The organism is Paenibacillus solani, from assembly GCF_001277345.1.
GTDB classification, from domain to species: domain Bacteria; phylum Bacillota; class Bacilli; order Paenibacillales; family Paenibacillaceae; genus Paenibacillus_AQ; species Paenibacillus_AQ solani.
The window spans coordinates 3,334,874-3,350,555 of record NZ_LIUT01000001.1 but is presented as its reverse complement, the minus strand read 5'-3'; the positions used below and the strand labels follow the sequence as shown (position 1 = coordinate 3,350,555).

21 protein-coding genes are annotated in these 15,682 nt (G+C 34.3%); 19 read left to right on the top strand and 2 right to left on the bottom strand.

The annotated features are described in order from the left end of the window. Positions 1-47 precede the first annotated feature (47 nt). From AM231_RS15455 to AM231_RS15430, 6 genes are all read left to right on the top strand, one after another. A complete protein-coding gene (locus tag AM231_RS15455; protein WP_054403326.1) occupies positions 48-380 on the top strand; it encodes a hypothetical protein in 333 nt (110 codons plus the stop codon). 163 nt (positions 381-543) lie between these two features. Beyond that, complete coding sequence (locus AM231_RS15450; RefSeq protein ID WP_054403325.1) at positions 544-1,179, top strand: class I SAM-dependent methyltransferase; 636 nt, start codon at positions 544-546, stop codon at positions 1,177-1,179. 204 nt (positions 1,180-1,383) lie between these two features. Then, positions 1,384-2,379 (top strand): hypothetical protein, encoded by a 996-nt coding sequence (locus AM231_RS15445; RefSeq protein ID WP_054403324.1) that lies wholly within the window; start codon positions 1,384-1,386, stop codon positions 2,377-2,379. A gap of 186 nt (positions 2,380-2,565) precedes the next feature. Further along, positions 2,566-2,994 (top strand): hypothetical protein, encoded by a 429-nt coding sequence (locus AM231_RS15440; protein ID WP_054403323.1) that lies wholly within the window; start codon positions 2,566-2,568, stop codon positions 2,992-2,994. Between the two features lie 232 nt (positions 2,995-3,226). Further along, a complete protein-coding gene (locus AM231_RS15435; RefSeq protein WP_054403322.1) occupies positions 3,227-4,027 on the top strand; it encodes a hypothetical protein in 801 nt (266 codons plus the stop codon). A 420-nt stretch (positions 4,028-4,447) separates the two neighbouring features. Continuing rightward, entirely contained in the window at positions 4,448-4,864 is a 417-nt protein-coding gene (locus tag AM231_RS15430) for a hypothetical protein (protein WP_054403321.1), read from the top strand. A 200-nt stretch (positions 4,865-5,064) separates the two neighbouring features. On the opposite strand, the gene AM231_RS30010 is transcribed toward AM231_RS15430, so the two are convergent. Further along, positions 5,065-5,352 carry a hypothetical protein gene (locus AM231_RS30010; protein ID WP_054403320.1) on the bottom strand — a complete coding sequence of 96 codons (288 nt, stop codon included), beginning with the start codon at positions 5,350-5,352 and terminating at the stop codon, positions 5,065-5,067. A gap of 171 nt (positions 5,353-5,523) precedes the next feature. On the opposite strand from AM231_RS30010, the gene AM231_RS15420 reads away from it, so the two are divergent. The 3 genes from AM231_RS15420 (at position 5,524) to AM231_RS15415 (ending at position 7,725) form a co-directional block, all read left to right on the top strand. After that, complete coding sequence (locus tag AM231_RS15420; RefSeq protein WP_054403319.1) at positions 5,524-5,727, top strand: helix-turn-helix domain-containing protein; 204 nt, start codon at positions 5,524-5,526, stop codon at positions 5,725-5,727. Between the two features lie 283 nt (positions 5,728-6,010). Then, complete coding sequence (locus tag AM231_RS28815; RefSeq protein ID WP_131724757.1) at positions 6,011-6,286, top strand: hypothetical protein; 276 nt, start codon at positions 6,011-6,013, stop codon at positions 6,284-6,286. Between the two features lie 257 nt (positions 6,287-6,543). Further along, entirely contained in the window at positions 6,544-7,725 is a 1,182-nt protein-coding gene (locus tag AM231_RS15415) for a hypothetical protein (protein WP_054403318.1), read from the top strand. A gap of 23 nt (positions 7,726-7,748) precedes the next feature. Here AM231_RS15415 and AM231_RS29545 read toward each other — a convergent pair whose 3' ends face one another. Beyond that, positions 7,749-7,886: a hypothetical protein gene (locus AM231_RS29545; protein WP_207383579.1), complete on the bottom strand. Its 138-nt coding sequence runs from the start codon at positions 7,884-7,886 to the stop codon at positions 7,749-7,751. Between the two features lie 96 nt (positions 7,887-7,982). On the opposite strand from AM231_RS29545, the gene AM231_RS15410 reads away from it, so the two are divergent. The 10 genes from AM231_RS15410 to AM231_RS15365 all read left to right on the top strand — a co-directional run bounded on the left by AM231_RS15410 (position 7,983) and on the right by AM231_RS15365 (position 15,596). Then, positions 7,983-9,317, top strand: a complete 1,335-nt coding sequence (locus tag AM231_RS15410; protein ID WP_054403317.1) for an AAA family ATPase — start codon at positions 7,983-7,985, stop codon at positions 9,315-9,317. A gap of 1 nt (position 9,318) precedes the next feature. Then, positions 9,319-10,245 carry a DUF4435 domain-containing protein gene (locus AM231_RS15405; RefSeq protein WP_054403316.1) on the top strand — a complete coding sequence of 309 codons (927 nt, stop codon included), beginning with the start codon at positions 9,319-9,321 and terminating at the stop codon, positions 10,243-10,245. 326 nt (positions 10,246-10,571) lie between these two features. Further along, positions 10,572-10,892, top strand: a complete 321-nt coding sequence (locus tag AM231_RS15400) for a hypothetical protein (RefSeq protein ID WP_054403315.1) — start codon at positions 10,572-10,574, stop codon at positions 10,890-10,892. 183 nt (positions 10,893-11,075) lie between these two features. Next, the gene (locus tag AM231_RS15395) at positions 11,076-11,558 is read left to right on the top strand and encodes a hypothetical protein (RefSeq protein WP_054403314.1); all 483 of its coding nucleotides are present in this window, start codon (positions 11,076-11,078) and stop codon (positions 11,556-11,558) included. Positions 11,559-11,800: 242 nt separating this feature from the next. Then, positions 11,801-12,160: a hypothetical protein gene (locus AM231_RS15390; RefSeq protein WP_054403313.1), complete on the top strand. Its 360-nt coding sequence runs from the start codon at positions 11,801-11,803 to the stop codon at positions 12,158-12,160. Between the two features lie 254 nt (positions 12,161-12,414). Beyond that, complete coding sequence (locus AM231_RS15385) at positions 12,415-12,873, top strand: hypothetical protein (RefSeq protein WP_131724755.1); 459 nt, start codon at positions 12,415-12,417, stop codon at positions 12,871-12,873. Positions 12,874-12,894: 21 nt separating this feature from the next. Further along, positions 12,895-13,281, top strand: coding sequence for a hypothetical protein (locus AM231_RS29540; protein WP_131724754.1), 387 nt, complete (start codon positions 12,895-12,897; stop codon positions 13,279-13,281). A 2-nt stretch (positions 13,282-13,283) separates the two neighbouring features. Next, the gene (locus AM231_RS15375; RefSeq protein WP_054403310.1) at positions 13,284-13,826 is read left to right on the top strand and encodes a protein NO VEIN domain-containing protein; all 543 of its coding nucleotides are present in this window, start codon (positions 13,284-13,286) and stop codon (positions 13,824-13,826) included. 263 nt (positions 13,827-14,089) lie between these two features. Continuing rightward, a complete protein-coding gene (locus AM231_RS15370; protein ID WP_054403309.1) occupies positions 14,090-14,410 on the top strand; it encodes a DUF1643 domain-containing protein in 321 nt (106 codons plus the stop codon). A 379-nt stretch (positions 14,411-14,789) separates the two neighbouring features. Beyond that, positions 14,790-15,596, top strand: a complete 807-nt coding sequence (locus AM231_RS15365) for a hypothetical protein (RefSeq protein ID WP_207383578.1) — start codon at positions 14,790-14,792, stop codon at positions 15,594-15,596. The last annotated feature ends 86 nt before the right edge of the window (positions 15,597-15,682 follow it).

Here is a 15,682-nt window from a genome sequence, read left to right as displayed (position 1 = left end):
AAATGTCGAGTGATTTCGAAGTGACATCACTAATTGGAGGGGATTTAATGCTTAAAGAATTAGAGTGTTATTTTGATTGTTTTGTTGGAAAAAGAACTGAAGAAATTGGACAAGTGATTTTAATGAAAAATTTATACTACAGGAAGCTTGTGAATGGTAAAAGATGTTCGTTCGAGGAAATGTTGAAGAGCATTCCGGATTCATGCCGAGAATTGTTATTTGATTTCGAAGATAAAGTAAATTATCAGGTGGCGTTTGCAAACGAAATAATCTATAGACAGGGTTTGTTGGATGGACTGAACTTTCGAAATACCCCCTTGAATAATCATGTTCATGAGCATTTTGTGGGAGAGTTCGAAGAAGGCAACGGCATCAGATAACAATGTATTCACGCTGCGGGGCTTTCGCCCCTTGGTTGTCAGATATATAATCATGGAAGAAGCTCAGACAACACATGACCCAGCCTAAGATAGGAGCTATCTAAGGCTGGGTCACGTCGTGAATACGGTAACGTTAGACGACATTACTTGAATGGAGATTACTATGAAAAGCTTAAAGGAATATTGGAATCATTCATTTCAAAGACCAAACATGAAGCCCACCTATGATAATTGGCTTGATAAATATTCAAAAGAATTCAATGAAGCCAATATGCGGATTATTGATTTAGGATGTGGTATAGGGAATAACAGCCTTTATTTATCAGAGAGAGGATTTAATCCAATAGCATGTGATATCTCTGAGGAAGCACTGAGAAAACTTAAGGGATCAATTCCTGATTGTGCGACGCATTGTTTTGACATGAGTGAGGCAATACCCTTTGATAAAGGATCCATAGACATATTAATAACGGATCTCAGTCTGCATTATTTTGATGAAGATACGACCAATAAAATAATAAATAACATACATAGTGCGTTAAATACGAAAGGACTATTGTTGTGTAGATTAAACTCGACAAAAGAAATAGTAAATAAAGGTGAAGTTCAACAAAGCCAGGACAAGTATCTATACAAGAATGAAGGGATTAATAGAAGATTCTTTGATCAGAGTGAGATAGAGCGGTTTTTCAGCAAAGATAAGTGGGAGTACATGTACATAGAAGAATATGAACTTTTAAGGTACCAGAATAAGAAGGTCATGTGGGAAATCGCTCTGAAGCCAAGTAACGTCGTCTAACATTATATTCACGCATCGGGCCATTCGGCCCTCGGTCCGCGAGAAGCATTTGGCAGTGGAGCTGATTCAACGGACACATCCGCACCGACTAACCGCATCGCGGCCGGCTGCTGACGCAGCCTTAAGTCGGTGGGACATCGTGAATACGAGAACGTTAGGCGAAATAATCAGAGCTGAAACATTAATTAAAAGGAGATAACAGAGATGTCTGAAAAACTTTTAATTGCGTGGAAAGAAGAATATTTAAGCAAAGACGATACCTATTCGAATCATGTCAATAAATTCATAAATTATATTGATATTATAGGTAAGGCGAATGAGCCTAAAAATATATCACGTCAAGATATTGAAGGAAGTATTGAATTTTATAATAAGCAGGGCTTAATTAGAACTAGATCAAGTATGGACAATCATTTTGAGGCGATAAAGGACTTCTACAAATACATAGTATCCAGACATTATGCGGATGATATTTTTAATAATTTGGCTTCTTATCAGGACTTCAAGGGAATGATAGCTACTAAATTTAATCTACCTGAGTTTCAATCTCGCGGATTCAGAGAAGCCGGAGATATGATTCGTTTAATAGAGCAACTTGATTTATATTTTGAATCAAACACTTATGGAAAGCATATGAGCATTAATGAAAAGAAACGTTATATAAAGTTTATGATACTTCGCATTTTTATTAAATTAACCTTAGTAGCTCCTGCAAAGAAATCCGTTGTCTGCGCAATAAAGAAAAGAGATTTTGATAAGGATTTCCGATATGTACTTATTAACTCGGTTAACATAAAAATTCCAAATGGCCTTCGTAGAGATATTAAAGAAGCAATCACATTAATTTCTCATGAGAATCGGAAAGAGCTAATGGAGGAAGACTTTTTGTTTGAATTCCTTTATTCGCCGAAGAGATTCCAAGTAGAAAATTTGAATGGATTTTTTTCATTGTTTTTGAAAAGAACAGAGGCGATAGATATTGATACAAATTCTAGTAAGTTTCAATTAGAGGTAATTATGAATTCCGCTTTGTATTGTATGTTGAGGAATGGGGCAAATCCGGCATTACTATCTATAATAAGCGGAGTGAAAATCTCAAGGCTTGAAGAAAAGTTTTTTGATAATGGAATTGTCATTGATAATGCCGAATTATTAATAAATGATGAAATTAGTAAGACTCAATATTTTAACTACATATAAAGAATTTTTGTGTATTTCATAGAAGCTGATTACTTCGCCTAACATAATATTCACGCATTGGGCATGCGCCCTCGGTCCGGCAGAGGAATTTCGAAGAAGCATAAGCAGCCGGACACATCCGACATTCGTCGGACGTCGTGAATACGGGAACGTTAGACGAAAATATTGCATTAACAGGAGAAAAAAATGGAGCAGGAATTTATCCAATATCATTTTGAAGAATTAATTAAAACAATAATTACTTTGTCATCCCCAGCTGATAGGCAGATTTATATTATTGATATTGGTCACACTGGAGATGAGATGGTTATAGATTTTGATACACATTATAAAGATCTTCTTGTTTATTATTTGAATACAGGACTACTTACATCAGAACAAGCAAAGTCTCTTAAAAGATATGATGACTTTTTAAATCAGAAATGTGCAGGTCAACCAGTAGAATTCTTTCTAGATCGGCTGGAGTTGAAAACCAATAATATATGGGAAGAGATTAGAAATGAATCTAAGAAACTCTTGAAAACTTTAGATAAAGAAGATTTAGTTCTCGAAGTATGGAGAGAGGTCAACGGAGATATAGAACATACAAAAACAAAATTGATAAGATCAGACTGAGTAAGTTACACGAAGAAGGCAATAACTCCGTCTAACATAGCATTCAAGCATCGGGCATTCGCCCTCGGTCCGCAGAAGGTAGATCGGAGAAGCAAATCAGCGGACAACCCTGCACCGGCTAAGTCTGACGACCCGCGCTACGCGCTTAAGCCGGTGAGGGTTCGTGAATGCATAAACGTTATCAGAAATTGCATAAAAAATAAAAAGTAGAATAAAAAGTAGAGGGCAAATCATGAAAACACTAATAGACATAATTGATTCATTACCAGACGCATACAAGCCTGCTTTAATTACTTCGTCAACAGCTATTTTAGGGGCATTTATTGGAGCAATTGTAGCTCAGTACTTGTCTCATAAATTGACACTAAAGAGAGAACGAACAAAACAATTAAGCGAAATTTATTATAAGTTATACTCACCAATTATATTTGAAATTTATGCCTTTATTGATATATGTACACACTTTAGAAGAGGTCATGATATAAACTCAGATGTTGATGAGGCAGCAATATATGATAAGATTTTCAATCATGTTGAAGAAAATTTAATGTTTGCTTCTCCTAGAATAAAAAAAGCATTTTTTGATGTGAAGAAATCAAAATATTCATTTGATGGATCTGGATTTATGAGTAAAATCAGCGAATTGCTGTTTCTGTTGAATCTGCTTGAAGATCTACATCATCTTGTAATGAAAACTAGTATATATGACAAGGAAAATCAAAACGACTTAATGGCCAATAAAATATATTTACTCACTTGGGCCTTGTTACTATATATTTGCGCAGATGAAGCGGAGGCACTTGAAACAATTAAGTACAAATGGTTATTTGATAAATCATTGCTAACAGAAAAGAATTACAAGCAGATGAAGCAAAAGTACGGATTTCAAATTATGACGGAAGATGGTTACATGAAGAAAAAGTTCTCATCAACTGGCTTCTTAAATTATCTGGTAGATAACCTGATCTTAAAACAAGAATATAAGGAAATGTTCAAAGAGATTAAAGAAAAGAATATTGAAATTTTTGAGTAATTCACTGGAGTATGCAACATCTGATAACACGATAATCACGCATCGGGCATTCGCCCTCGGTCCGGCAGAAGTTAGAAGTGGATCGGGAGGCATTTTCAGTAGCGGAGAAGTAGAATCAGCCGGACACATCCGCACCGACTTAAGGCTCCTGACGGAGTCTTAAGTCGGTGGGACGTCGTGAATACAGAAACGTTATAAGAAATTGTCACAAAAAAATAATTAAAACAATATTAAAATATTATAGGAGATTTAAAATGATGACTGATATTAAAGAAGAAAATGACATAAAAGAATTAGTTTCTTTTGCGTTTACTGACGTAGACACTGAATTTAAGTTACTTAAAGCGGAAGATAATCAATTATAATAGACGTTGTTATATTAGAACAGCCTTTGCCGCTGTTGAAGCATTAACCTATGTCTTGAAACAAAAGTGCTTGGGTGGGCCAGGCATAAAAAGAGATTTATATAATGAAGCTGAAATTGCTCTATTAAAAGAAGAGTCATACACCCTAAATAATAAAGCGGAGGCTGTGAGTAGAAGTAACTTTCTACCAACAGCAGACAATTTTAGATTTGCTTTAAATATATATATGCGGAACTCGCCTCATTATAAATTAGATTTAAGCGATGGTGGATGGGAGACTTTTAATAAGGTATTAAAAATTAGACATCGTATAGTTCATCCAAAAGCGATTAATGATTTTATGATAGCTGATATAGATTTAGAAATTGTAACTAAGGGATATAGATGGTTTAACTGGGTAGTTTTGAGTGCATTGTTAAACTTAGTTGAATATCAAGATGAGATGATAAAAAAATTGAAGAATTTAAACTAAGATGGCGACAATATCTTATAACATTACATTTCAGCATCGTCGCTGACGCTCCTTGGTCGCAAAGAGGGTTATCGAAGAGGTGATGCGACACATTCGATCGGCTAAGTCTGACGACCCGGTGCTACGCTTACGCCGCTCAAACGTCAGAAATGTGGGTACGTTATACGACAGACTCAAATGAAAAGAGAGCCGTTTGGCTCTCAATTAGTTGATATATTTAATTCATTATGTAATTGAAGAGCATCCTTAAAACCTTGTAAGTAGATTTCACGTTCTAAGATTACTTGAACAGAAAGGTCTGCGTCATCGTAAAGAAATAGAGTTTTACGCATATCCTGGGGCAAAAGCTCATGTAACTGTTTGAAGTAAAGATTTCGATCGGATGAGAATTGATTATAAATGGAGTTGTTTTTGAGAAGATCGCTATATAAAGCTTCAATTCGATTACGAATCAACGAATCAAGTAAGACTTCTAAAGAATTGTGCATAAATGATCACCATCCGTTATGTTTTATTTTACGAACAAAAGTTTAACTTATTGAATATTATTTTATCATAATGAAATTTTTGGTCAAGACATATCAAAGATATTTTTGATTAAGGAAATATACTTTCATATAATTAAAGAAAAATTCAATTCGGATATGAAGGGATACCAGATGATAAGTTATAAACCATTTCAAAAATTATTGATTGACAGGGAGATTAAGAAACAAGATTTATTAAAAATGACGGGGATTTCATCGGCAACGATGGCAAAGCTCAATACAAATGAGTACGTATCTTTAGAAGTAATTGATAAATTATGTACTGCATTGGAATGCCAGCCTGGAGATCTATTGGAGCATATAGCAGATCAATGATGGGATGAGAATATCTGCTGGTTACTCAAAGATGAGATTCCGTCGTATGACATAATATTCAAGCAGAGGCTCCTTACGGAGCCTTGGTCTGCGGGATGGATTTCGGAGAGGGATTTCAGCAGACACCCCCTTTGGGAGAGATGGCTATCCCGTTCTAATTACTTACGGCGATATTATTATTAATGACACCTCACTGTACGAACTAATAGCACATGAATACGATTTTGTTTCATGTCTAGGATGGGGAAATAAACAATCTCAAGAACAACAAATAAGAAGATTATTGCTACAAGACAATTCTGATTTACCTAATAATCGTAATTCAATATATATATGTCCGGCATGTGCAGACTTGGGTTGCGGTGCAGTAACGATAGAAATTGAAATTAAAAACAGTATCGTAAAGTGGTCTAAATTTGGATTACAGGATAGTATTAGGAATTCTATTAAACATTTTGATAACATTGAAGAATTTTATTTAAATCTTGATGAATATAGACAAGCGGTAATAAATATAGAAGGAATTGGATCATACAAATGGCCTTGGGATAAAGACTAATTTTGGAAGTATATCAGGAAGAAGCGGCATCGCCTAACATCATATTCACGCTGCGGAACCTGTAGGTTCCTGGGTCGCCATTGAAGAGGAAGTGGATTCATAACGTAGCGAATTCAGTAGCTGGGAAGCCGATTCGGCGACAACTCCTGCGAGGCTCAGTCCTGTCGGACCCGGCGCATACGCGCCTTAAGCCTCTCGGGTTCGTGAATACTGAGAACGTTAGCTGAAATCACTAAAAATTAAAGGAGTTATACAAAATGAAAGGAATCCAAAAAGTGATCGATATAGTTCACAATGAAAATCCGATATCACAATTATTAAAACTAGGAATAACACCTCAGCAAATTAAAGAAGATGTCATTGATGAACTAGGACGCTTTTTTGTTAATGAAGAAAAACTGATCGAATATTCGACAGCGAACTTAGTAGGTGACTGGATTCATTTTAGTAAGTATCGTAATGATGATTTTTTTATCCATATACTTATTCAATCTCTAGAAATGTATCGTACTGCTATGAAGTACGATAGCAATATTTGTATAGAAATTATAACAAGTCTCCTTAATGAACATGCAGAATCAGATAATAGACTTTGGAGTTTCTTACTTACACAAAATAATAAAAAAGAGTTCGATCTTTATGAATATGTAGAGACTGTGATTAACGAAATGGGTCGCATTATTGAAGGGTTGTCTAAAAGCATATTAATGGAGTTTTTATGCATAAATAAAGTAGCAAATGGAAAATTAGTAGAGGTTCAAAAAGTAATGAAGCAGGATTTGGGAGTGATTAACAGTGAATTATTGTTAGATAATCGCTTTGTCGATCTTTTTTTAATAGAAGGACTTAAATTATCTGATTGGAGAAATATAGCTTATCATCATAGCTATAAAATAAAAGGAGAGAATATTTGGTGCGAGTATGGACCAAAACAAAATAGAAAGACAATAACCTTAACAAAAGAAGAACTATGGAATACTCTTCAAAGTGTTGTAAAAACATTAGATTTATTGAACTTAACCCATAAATTTTTTCTTTATGATAATGAAGATGCCATACTACTGACAAATTGTGACTTTGAATTGGTTGAAAGCGATATCAGACCAGAAATATGGTTTTTTACGCTTGCGTCTAGCATATCAGCTCAAGGATTTGAAGTTATAGATTTTATTACGAATACAAAATTTACAAAGTTAGTGCTTCGTGAATCAATTATTGAAAGCGATGCTGAAGCAAGGGCCATCGATTCTTCTCAGTTCACATATAAACTATGGTATTACTCCTCTTCCGAAAAGCTTGAGGTTGAATACAGATTGCCTAATAATCAAGTTTATTTAATATCAAGTACAACAAGCGAAGTCTGCGAAAAGGTTGAGAATGAAGAAAATGGAATCGAATATCTAGCTGAACATATTGAATTGAATTTCATTAAATATTGAATTGAATATATAAAATAGTAGCTTCAGCTAACAATATATTCACGCGTTGGCTCATACAGCCCTTGGTCCGGCATTGAGAGGGATTTCAGAGAAGTAGAAAGCAGCCGGACACCCAGCATACGCTGGGTCGTGAATACAGGAACGTTATCCGAAATCTTCATTATTAGTTGCTTTATTACTTCAAGAAAGTTACTATTTCATTAAATTGGTACATATTGAATTAATTCCATCTATCTCCATAAAGGACGGCGATAATATTGAAATTAAGTAAAATTAATGTTTCAAATCTATTTGGCGTATTTACGCATGAAGTTAAGATAAATACTGAACGCGGAATAACAATTGTGATTGGCGAAAATGGATTAGGTAAAACTGTATTACTTGAAATGATTGAATCATTTTTTAATAAGCGATTTCATTATTTTTGTAACGTTAATTTTGAGGAACTTTTTTTTGAGTTCGATGATGGTGTTGAATGGATTATAAAGAAAATAAGCAATGCAGAAGAAGAAGAGAGGCTACTACTTAAGCAGGTTAATGGTGAATTAATTAATGAATATTCTTTACAGATATCAAATGACGATTCTGAATCTCTAATAAGATTTGCTCAACAGATTGCTAGATCTTTAGGGATGAGAAGGATTTCTATCACTAGATGGGAAGACAGAAGAGACAGATCAATTTATTCAACAAGAGAGCTTATTGAAAAATACGGAGATTCATTCAGTAGTAGCAAATTTAGGTACGAGAATGAGGCTATGATAGATGCTCCGGAATGGTTTATTGCTCGATTCGAAAAAATTAGCGTAACGTTAATTGAAACTCAAAGAGTCTTTATTGTAGATGAACCTGATCAAGCTCCAGTTGAGACTGTAAAAAAATATTCAAGCGAACTAAGTCAATTGATGAAAAGAAAACTCACAGAATCTACAGAATTATCTTCCAAATTAGATAGGACGTATCCAAACAGATTAGTAAATGAACTGAAACAAAAAAAAGCAAAAATTACAGATGAAGTATTGAATGAAAAACTTAAAGAACTTGAAGAGAAAAGGACATTGCTTGATCAAGTAGGCCTTATTGAAACCGAAAAAGATTCGATTCTACTTAAGATCGATAAACCACAAGATGTAGTTAAAGATGTATTGATGCTATACATAAAAGATAGTTTTGAGAAATTATCTATTTTCGATCTTATCTCTATAAAAATTGAATTGTTATTAAAAATTATTAATGACAGATTTAAGCATAAAAAATTATTCGTTGATAAGGAAAATAGCTTCTTATTCAGATCTACAGTGATTAAAGATGAATATGGTGGATTTCAAATTATACCGATTGAAAAACTGTCCTCTGGTGAAAAAAATGAATTAATATTATTTTATAAGTTAATATTTAAAACCAGTTCTAATTCGTTGATTCTGATAGATGAGCCTGAAATCTCTTTGCATATATCTTGGCAAAATAAGTTCATATCCGACTTACATGAAATCCATAAACTAAATGAACTAAATATCCTGATTGCAACTCATTCTCCGGATATTATTTCAAATAATTGGGATCTGAAAGTTGAATTAAAAGGAGTCGAATAAGTTGATCGAATATATAACACCTGAGAGAATCGCTAATTCAATCATGCAGGACAGGACATTTACAGGTCATTATTTAATTGTTGAAGGTAACAAAGATTATAAATTTTATAATAAGTTTGTAACAAAAGAAATCTCAATAAAAGAGGCATGGGGCTGCGAAAAAGTAAAAAGCATCATTAACATTTTAAAAGAGCGAAATTATAATAGAGCAATAGGAGTAATTGACTCGGATTTTTCGGTAATTCTAGAAGAGACAATTGATTGCGATGAAGTATTTGTTACTGATTTTCATGATATTGAGGTGATGATGTTAAAATCTACAGCACTATACAGTATTTTGGATTTATTTTGTAGCAAGGAAAAGATGGTTGAGTTTTTTAAAGACAAAGACGCTTTGGATATCTTAATGGAATTAGGAGTCGAAATTGGTTTATTAAAGTTAGCAAATAAGCTATATAATCTTGGTTTAGTGTTTAAGCCAGAAAAACCTGAAGGAAACCAACTCAAATATAAGGAATTTGTTTCTGATAAAGATTTAACGTTCTTGGGAAAAGATTCCATGATTCGGACAGTTGTAAATTATTCGAGAAATAGAACGGGGAAAGTTGCTTCAACAGAAGACATAAATGAAAAACTTAATCTTTTATCTACAGAAATGTATGATCAAGCTCATTTGGTTAATGGTCATGATTTGACTAATATACTTTTTATTCTTATAAAAAAAGTACTAAAAAGTAGCAACAAGATGCTTCATGATTATAACAGCATTGAAGATTCGTTGATTTTAACGTATGACTACTGTGAATTCGTTAAAACTGAACTTTTTTCTAAATTATACTTGTGGTCTAGAGATAGAGGAATCAACTTCTTTAAACCGGAATTGACTGACCAAGTAAAAGTTAGAAGTTGTTTGCCATTAGCAAATTGACATATCTTTAACCCACTTTTCAAACTAGTGGGTTTCTTTAATAGGAGTGAATTAAACTTAATAATTAAGTGTGTAAACCACTGTATAGTGTTTCTACGAAGCTGAAGACATCGGATAACAATATATTCACGCTGTGGAGCTTACACCCCTTGGTCGTCCGATGTATAATCATGGAAGATAACTCGGACGGACACACGAGCCGGCCTAAGATAAGAGCTATCTAAGGCCGGCTCGCGTCGTGAATACGGGAACGTTATATGAAAGATAGGCAGAGATAGAGAATTATAGTTACAAAGGAAAATACATAAAACCCTCGGGGGATCTATATGGAGCAATGGGAAAGACTCATTGAAATATTACTAGATGAAAGAGCATCAGATGCTGAGCGGGATGATGCTGCTATGGATCTAAGTGGATATAGTCATGAAGCAGTTATCGAGGCATTAGCGGTAATAATAAAGGATGATTCGGTAGACGACATGATTAAAGCAAGCTGCGGAGAGTCCCTTGCAATGATTTTTATACTGAAAAACAGATTTGAAGAAAAGATTTATAATGAATTGAAGGGCATAGCAAAAATAGAATTTGATGGATCTACCCGTTCGCAAAAAGGAGAATGGCGGAAATACCTAAATAAGGAAACTTGATGAGTAAGAAGGATCGAGGAAGGCGTGCCCATCCGATAGATTCATGCTTCAGGTATATACCCTCGGTCTGGCAGAGGAAATTCGGAGAAGCGGAAGCTGCCGGACACACTTGGCATTCGCCAAGGGTCGTAAATACAACAACGTATGAAAGATAGGCAATGAATATTTCAATGAGGTGTTTCTATGAAGAAATCCTTAAAAGATCTTGCAGATAAGACTTTAAAATACTTATGCGTTGGTTCGTATATTGAGGGGATTAATTTCTATGGACTTAAGATATTATTTGCTGAAAATGAAGTAAACAAGACGAGAATAGATGGACAAATATATTTAAATATTGAAGGAAAGTTTGCAGTGCTTCCTTCCCTGCCAGAGTTCTTTCCAACAGCAGATACTTTACCTGAGTTGGATTGGATAGAGAGTTCAAAAATTATTTGTGAACTTAGAATGAAGAAAGTAGTAGATCTATGGTTATCGATTGGTGTACCGAATCTAATTATTATATTTGAATCAGGTGAAGTCCTTTACGTAAACGGACATAATGATAAATACGAAAGCTGGCAATTAGGGGTATGGGGGAATACAAATAAAGATGAAATATGGGAAATCGTTAGTTGTCCTGGGGATGATATTGCAGTATGGGCACCGGATGATTTTGTTGGCTAAATCAATGATGGCCTATCCATCATATAACATAGTATCTACGCTGCGGGCCATTCGACCCTTGGTTCACAAGATACGATAAGCAATGAAGTAGAATCAGTGAACAACCCTGGGAGGCTAAGTCCGTCGGACCCAGTCGCTTTGCTCCTTTAAGCCTCTCGGGTTCGTAGATACAGGAACGTTAGGTGAAATTGGGGCGAATATATAAATAAACAGAAACATAAGTTTCAAAGTGGGTGAGAAATATGATTTACCAACCTAATGAAAATAATTACTTAAAGGATCTTATAGATAGACAATTAAGTTCTGTTGAATTTGTACAGGATTATCTACAATTACATTTTGATGGAATTACACTAACATCATATAACATGCCCATAGTAATTATTAATGGAATTCCCTATACAATATATACTCCAGGATATCGAGATGTATTTTGTTCACTTATTTCACAAATCGTAAAGGAAGTTTATGAGACAAAAAAAATAATTACTATACAGTTTGGGGAAACGAATTATATAAATATTTCGATCAGAGAAGAAGATTGTAATCCAGAAGCAGCAACGCTTATTAACGAATATAACAATATTGTGGTATGGAATTAAATAACAACCAAATAATTTAATTTCAAAGAACTATTTCTAGCCATTCCGAAGAAGGCCCCAACATCTTCTAACATCGTATTCATGCTGCGGGGGTCAGAGCCCCCTGGTCTACTGGATGGTTTTCGGAGATGTAATATCAGGCAGACAATCCTGAGAGCCTAAGTCCTGGCGGACCCGGCGCTGCCGCTCCTTAAGGCTCTCGGATTCATGAATACAAGAATGTTATATGAAATCAGCCCAATTAAAGAAACGGAGTGAAAGAAATGAAGAATAACCCCAGGGCAATACTTTCAAACCTTAAAATTGATTCAAATGAGATAATAGAAAGTTACTTACAGCTATATTCTGAAAGTTCACACAATCAATATATCTCATCAATTGCAGATATCTTCAATGTATCTCGGAAGAACAGTGTTCGAGACTTGACATTTGATGATTATCGTTCAATATATCAAAAATATAATCAAGATGAAAAGAAGACTGCACAAGACTCATATAAAGAAACATTTTTCAAATTCTTGTATGCTAACGATTTGATAGACTCTAAGGGGTTCAGTGATATTTGGATCAAGGAAGATTGGATTAGATATTTTCTTAAGAAACTAAATGATGCTGATAATAACTCGGATAATCATAAAGAGAATGCGAAAGATGATCGCAGCTTATCATTTAGTGAAATTCTTCGTATTCAAGAGATATTAGACCAAGAGTAGACTAAATTTGATACTCTTCGAATGGCTTTTGTTTGGTATTTATTATTTGATACAGATTGTTCTGTAAGAGAGATACTTTTATTGACAAGCGATCACTTTAAAGATGGATTAATAACTACATATAAGAATAAGTGTTATCAAGTGCCGGACAAATTTACTATTATTTTTGAAACTTTATCTGACAAGCAATATAACGGATTTAAATCATTGAATGATATTGTATCAAGGCTTGGTATAATTGCAGAAATACCTGAATTGAAACCAATACGGATTAAAAATGCCAGAAAAGCGAATACATTAACTTGTAGCAATTGCAATAACAACTACACAAACTTAGTTCATAATTGGATATCTATAAATGAACGCATTGTCTGCGTAAAGTGTGGAGACGAAATAAAAAAAACTTAAAAATGAACACTCGAATCATTGAAAACACAAAGTTAGACTTAGTAACTGAGGAAATGAATCTTGAAGCATCCTCAATACTATACTCATATAATGAATTAAGATCTAAGTTTCCTGATAATATTGATTATTTAAAGTTGCATGAAATTCAAATCCAGATTGGCAAACTTGGTGAAGCATTCGCATATGAATATGAATTAACTAAACTCTACGTTACAGAATATCAAGCCCTTGTTGATAACAGTAAAGCAGCTGATCCAACAAACGGGTATGATATTCTTTCGTTTGATACTGATGGTACTAAATTATATATAGAAGTAAAGACTTCAATTAATGACGAGAGCGATTTCTATATAACACAAAATGAAATTGATACGGCTAGAGATTGCTTATCGAGAGGTGAGAAATACTTAATTTATCGAATAACAAATATAATGGATGAAAGATCTAGGGTAAAAGTAAACGTTATAAGTGACATTATTAATTCCAATATCTATGTAGTCGAACCCTATCATTATAAAGTAAGAATAAAGGAAGATAGTTGGTAGTATTTCACAGAAAAGGATGACATCATATAAACCAGCTAATCAAAGTCAAGACTATGTCAAAATTATCATTGTAATGCTTAAATTTTACATACTTAAATAAACCTATTCGGCTCTCGGACCGGCAGACGCTATTAGCAGAGAAGCAGAATCAGCCGGACACATCCATCTCCTTAAGATAAGAGCTATCTAAGGGAGATGGATGTCGTGAATACCTAAACGTTATATTAAGTCATATTTTCAAAACTCAAAAGAAGGTGAGTTTTATGAAGCAAGGCGCTATGTTTGATTCAAAAAGAAAATATAAATACTTATTGACTAGAGAATGGGATATTACACTACCTAAGCTATTATACATAATGTTAAATCCCAGTGCAGCGAATGAAAGCTCAGAGGATCAGACTTCAAGACAATGTCTATACTATGCAAACAAATTTCAATATGGATCACTTGAAGTAATCACTCTCTATAGTTTGATATCAACCGATCCAAAAAGGCTAAAAGAATCATTAATAGACCCTGAAACGGATAAGTACATTATAGAAGCAGCATTAAGAGCCGATAGACTTTTTTTGAAAGACGACTAAATAAGTTTAATGATTATGTGCTTGAAGGAAACGAAGCTTCAGCTACCATGATGAGAAAACTCGGATGTTTTCAAGAAGGAGTGGGATGTAAGTCATTTACACAAACGGGTATTATCATGATTTAATACTTTTCGGACTTACGAAGGACGAATTTATCGAGCATGAAAAAGCAAAACAAGATATGTAAGTAATTCGAAGATGCCGATGCATCGTACTCAAACGTCGTACCTATTGCAACCGTAACACGGTTCACTTTATGCACCAAATTCGCTTGGAGGAGGTCGGGTTTTTGTAAAGAACAACTTATGGTGAGATGCTAATCATTTGCCTTATATGAGATTATGTGTTATATTAGGAAAAGGTTGGAATATATACGTCATTGTTGTCTTGCCTTCTAATTGTTGGTATTTTAAGTGTTCAAGTAGCAGGTGCTAGTGGATTTAGCACCACTACCACTAATGAATCGGGTACATACGTTATCCCTACTGAGGATGGCAGTACATTGGAAGTTTCGATTGAAGAAACAGACAAAGAATACATTGTTACTTCTTATGTAAATGGAGAAAAAGAATCTCAAACAACTAAAAACAAAGAAACAAGAGATATGATGACAATTGATAATGATGGGAAAGTAGAATATTCTAACGAAAGTGACTATATTGAAAAAATTGCTCCAAATCCGGTGATTAGCGAGAATGACTCTTTTGCTACTAATTCCACTAGTAATTGGACTTTGGTAGATTCGGCATACAATTCTAATCCAAATGTGAAGCAATGGGGTTATTTATATAAACAAGAAAAAATCACTTTTGGAGAAACTTATAATCTTAATTATGATTCAGGAACTAGAGTTTCAATCATAGTAGGTGTGATTACCGGTCTTGTCACAGTTGGCTCAGGTGGTATAATTACAGCTATTCTCGTAGCGCTTGGCTCAACTATTGTTGCTGATAAGATCACCAAAGCTATTAGTGGTCAAGTTTATGGAAGATTTGCTGCACAGGACTTGGAAGTGAGATCAAATGGGAAGATTGGCTTGCGCAGTAAGCGAACTATCGTGGATGCTAAAGTGATTAATACAAAGAACGGACAAGTTCAATGGGTACCACTTAGAGTTGAAGGAGATGGAAGAAGTAATACTGATCTTTGCATAATTGGAGCATATAATGCTTGGCTTCTTAACTAAGTTTATGTAGAAACAGTCCACTCAAAATATATTTAAGATAAGTTGACGCCAATTGATGTTAGCTTCAACTACTTATTCAAAGGAGA

Bases quoted from the DNA above. Each gene is read 5' to 3' on its own strand.
- AM231_RS15455 (WP_054403326.1), top strand. From the start codon at position 48: ATGCTTAAAGAATTAGAGTGTTATTTTGATTGTTTTGTTGGAAAAAGA.
- AM231_RS15450 (WP_054403325.1), top strand. From the start codon at position 544: ATGAAAAGCTTAAAGGAATATTGGAATCATTCATTTCAAAGACCAAAC.
- AM231_RS15445 (WP_054403324.1), top strand. From the start codon at position 1,384: ATGTCTGAAAAACTTTTAATTGCGTGGAAAGAAGAATATTTAAGCAAA.
- AM231_RS15440 (WP_054403323.1), top strand. From the start codon at position 2,566: ATGGAGCAGGAATTTATCCAATATCATTTTGAAGAATTAATTAAAACA.
- AM231_RS15435 (WP_054403322.1), top strand. From the start codon at position 3,227: ATGAAAACACTAATAGACATAATTGATTCATTACCAGACGCATACAAG.
- AM231_RS30010 (WP_054403320.1), bottom strand. From the start codon at position 5,352: ATGCACAATTCTTTAGAAGTCTTACTTGATTCGTTGATTCGTAATCGA.
- AM231_RS15420 (WP_054403319.1), top strand. From the start codon at position 5,524: ATGATAAGTTATAAACCATTTCAAAAATTATTGATTGACAGGGAGATT.
- AM231_RS15415 (WP_054403318.1), top strand. From the start codon at position 6,544: ATGAAAGGAATCCAAAAAGTGATCGATATAGTTCACAATGAAAATCCG.
- AM231_RS29545 (WP_207383579.1), bottom strand. From the start codon at position 7,886: ATGAAGATTTCGGATAACGTTCCTGTATTCACGACCCAGCGTATGCTG.
- AM231_RS15400 (WP_054403315.1), top strand. From the start codon at position 10,572: ATGGAGCAATGGGAAAGACTCATTGAAATATTACTAGATGAAAGAGCA.
- AM231_RS15395 (WP_054403314.1), top strand. From the start codon at position 11,076: ATGAAGAAATCCTTAAAAGATCTTGCAGATAAGACTTTAAAATACTTA.
- AM231_RS15390 (WP_054403313.1), top strand. From the start codon at position 11,801: ATGATTTACCAACCTAATGAAAATAATTACTTAAAGGATCTTATAGAT.
- AM231_RS29540 (WP_131724754.1), top strand. From the start codon at position 12,895: ATGGCTTTTGTTTGGTATTTATTATTTGATACAGATTGTTCTGTAAGA.
- AM231_RS15375 (WP_054403310.1), top strand. From the start codon at position 13,284: ATGAACACTCGAATCATTGAAAACACAAAGTTAGACTTAGTAACTGAG.
- AM231_RS15370 (WP_054403309.1), top strand. From the start codon at position 14,090: ATGAAGCAAGGCGCTATGTTTGATTCAAAAAGAAAATATAAATACTTA.